The following is a 2,847-nucleotide window of genomic DNA, read 5'->3' as shown; positions in this document are numbered from 1 at the left end:
CACGACCGGTCCTCGAAGACCACCGCCACCGCGTCCGGTGTCCGCGCCACCTGCACAGCGAACAACTCCGGAACCGATACACTCGCAACGTCCGCGGCCAATACCGCGCGATTCTCAAGCGTCTCCAGGTCGCGAAGCTCGGTTTCGTCGAGCACATCAACGGCTCCGATCGGCGTCGACGGGTCCGCCGTCACCGCAACCGACAGGCGCGACAGAAACGACACGAAACGTGAGCCATGCCCACGGACGTCGGCCTCGGAGTACAGCGCCGGATTGGCTTCGAATTCGATCTGCACACACCCGTCGTCACCGTAGTAAAGGTGAATACTGAGATCGTCAACGATTCCCGAACTCAATCTGTGCGCGGTACCTATGGCACTACCGAAATTCAGATCTTGATCGAACAGCATGATGTTGACCAAGGGGCCGAACACTGTTCCGATATCTGATGCCCCGGCGATGCCACGTTGAATATATTCTCGCCTGTACCGCTGATGGCGAAGCGCACCTGTGACCGCTGCCCGGATGTCATTCGTCAGTTCCGCAAATGTCATGGCCGCGCCTACTTCCGCATGCAGCGGGACAATATTCGCGAGTTGGCCACCAGAATTCCTCGCAATGGCTGTTGGGCGTGCGGTCACAGCCATGCCCACCGCGACCGACTCTCGATCAACCAGCTTCGAGAGATATGCGGTGAATGCCGACATCAGCAACACCGCCAACGAAGAATTGTAGTTTTCGGCGATGCCATTCAGCAGATCGGCGACGGCCGGATCCAGTGCTTGCTTGGCGACATGGCAAGTGGCCGAAGGTTCGGCCGAACGTCCAGCCAGGGAGGTCGGTACTAGTTTCTTGCCGATCTCCGCCCAGTACTCCCGGTCAGCGGCAAATCGATTACTCTTCTCGTATTTCTGTTCATCATCAACCAGATCGGCCTGCCCTTTGCCTCGGAAGGGCACCACTTCCTCCCCGGCAAGGGCTGCGCGATATCTTTCCGCGATTCTGTTGGACAGAACTCCCGCGCCATATCCGTCGAGAATGACGTGATGCGCCCGTCGATACCAGAAATAGCGATCGCTCTCAATGCGCAGGAGGGCAATCTTTACCAATGACCCCGAGCTTGTGTCCCATGGGGTCTGGTAGTCGTTGCGCATCCATGCCAGCGCGTCGGCTGTCGGATCGAGGCAATCGCTGAAATCTATCTCGACGGCAGAGAATTCATTGCCTTTGTCCACCCATTGATGCGGGATGCCTTTCGATTCGCCCAAACGCAGAGATGCTGCGTCACATTCCTCGTATGCTTCCTCAGTAGCTCTCCGCAACAAGGCCGCGTCAATTGGTCCACGAATATCCGCATATGCTGCAACGCAAATGGGCACTTTCGGAAATCGCTGTTGCGCAAACCAAACTCCCAACTGGGCGGGAGACAGCTGGAAGACATGGCGATTAACATTCTCGTCGACGACTGACGCGAATTCTGACAGCTCCATTGCGAACCTCATTTGATAACTCGGGATCTGGAGAGGTCCCGCGTTTCTCATGAGAAAAAGCCATCGCCCCCAGAAAAACTAACCTATGTCAAATCGGCCGATCGGGGTTTCAATCGGCGATAAATAGCCATTCGCGCACGGAAAAGTTTAGCGTCACGGCACGGTGACGCCACCGTCCTGGTTCATTGCCTCACGCAGGCTTTGCGGCCGCATGTCGGTCCAGTTTCGCTCGACATAGTCGATACACGATTCGCGATCGGATTCGCCGAACGCGACACTCCAGCCGGCCGGAATCTCGGCGAACGCCGGCCACAACGAATACTGCTCCTCAGCATTTACCAGCACGAAGAAGCGACCGCCTTCGTCGTCAAATGGATTGGTACTCATAGCCAAAACCCTCCCCGAATGGTCCCAGAATATGCCTGGATATTCCTAAGCCGTGCCAGCCTCGGACGCTACCACGGCCGCGCACGCGGGTGCAAAGACACACTGACACCATGAGACTCGTTGTCGCCGTGGCTGATCGGCTGCTTTCGCCGGCAGGGCCTGCGAGAGTACAGGATTGGCGGTGGCAACGACGCCAGGTCATCTGCGCAGCAGTGGTTGACGTGCGGGCCGGCGACACGTGAGGCGCTGGAGCGCTTCGAATCCGTTGCGAGTGAACACGATAAGACTACTCGATTACGACGGGGTGACACATGCTCCGACAGCTGGTGCTGCCGGACGATGACGAGCTCCGCTACCAAACTACATCCTTCCCGTGCAACCAGGACCTTCGATGGCGCCGCGGCACCTCCAATTCAGTTGGGTCCCATACAGACACGACAAGACCACAGGGCCACTTCGCCTGTCCAGCCAGCTGACCAGGCGCATCATCTATCACGAATCCAGTTGGACTGCCTCGCGTTTTTGAATCAACTCAGCACAGGTATGTTGGCGAGCAAGACTGAGCATGACCGTCGGGCTGTGTGACAGGTATCGAGGAGCCCGTTGTGGCTCACCTTCGGTCCCTGTCACCCAACACCGAAACCGCTTTCCGGGGAGGGACCCATGATGATTCCGTTGTCGTTTGCGCAAAGTCGGTTGTGGTTCTTGTTCCAGTTGGAGGGGCCCTCGGCGATGTACAACATGCCGCTGGTTCTGCGGTTGACCGGTGTGGTGGATCCGGATGTGTTGAAGGCCGCGATCATTGATGTGATAGGCCGTCATGAGGCGCTGCGGACGGTGTTCCCAGCCACCGACGGCGTGCCGCACCAACACATCCTTGATGTCGACCACATCGACCTATCGTGGCAGGTGAGCGACGCGACCGAATGGGCCCGGGCGCGGTTGGATCGGGAGATCTCGGCGTCGGTCG

The 2,847-nt window shown here is 58.1% G+C and carries 3 protein-coding genes; 1 reads left to right on the top strand and 2 read right to left on the bottom strand.

From position 1 onward, the window contains the following. Together JK358_RS38680 and JK358_RS38675 are read right to left on the bottom strand one after the other, a co-directional pair. On the bottom strand, positions 1–1,490 hold a 1,490-nt coding region (locus JK358_RS38680), incomplete at its 3' end, for a condensation domain-containing protein (RefSeq protein WP_232852621.1). Positions 1,491–1,643: 153 nt separating this feature from the next. Continuing rightward, on the bottom strand, positions 1,644–1,877 hold the full coding sequence (locus JK358_RS38675; RefSeq protein WP_201958851.1) for an MbtH family protein: 234 nt from the start codon (positions 1,875–1,877) through the stop codon (positions 1,644–1,646). A 663-nt stretch (positions 1,878–2,540) separates the two neighbouring features. On the opposite strand from JK358_RS38675, the gene JK358_RS38670 reads away from it, so the two are divergent. After that, a partial coding sequence (locus JK358_RS38670) for a condensation domain-containing protein (RefSeq protein WP_201958849.1) occupies positions 2,541–2,847 on the top strand: 307 nt, incomplete at its 3' end.

The sequence above is a fragment of the Nocardia acididurans genome (assembly GCF_016741815.1).
Classification (GTDB): domain Bacteria; phylum Actinomycetota; class Actinomycetes; order Mycobacteriales; family Mycobacteriaceae; genus Nocardia; species Nocardia acididurans.
This window is presented reverse-complemented; position numbering and strand designations above follow the sequence as displayed.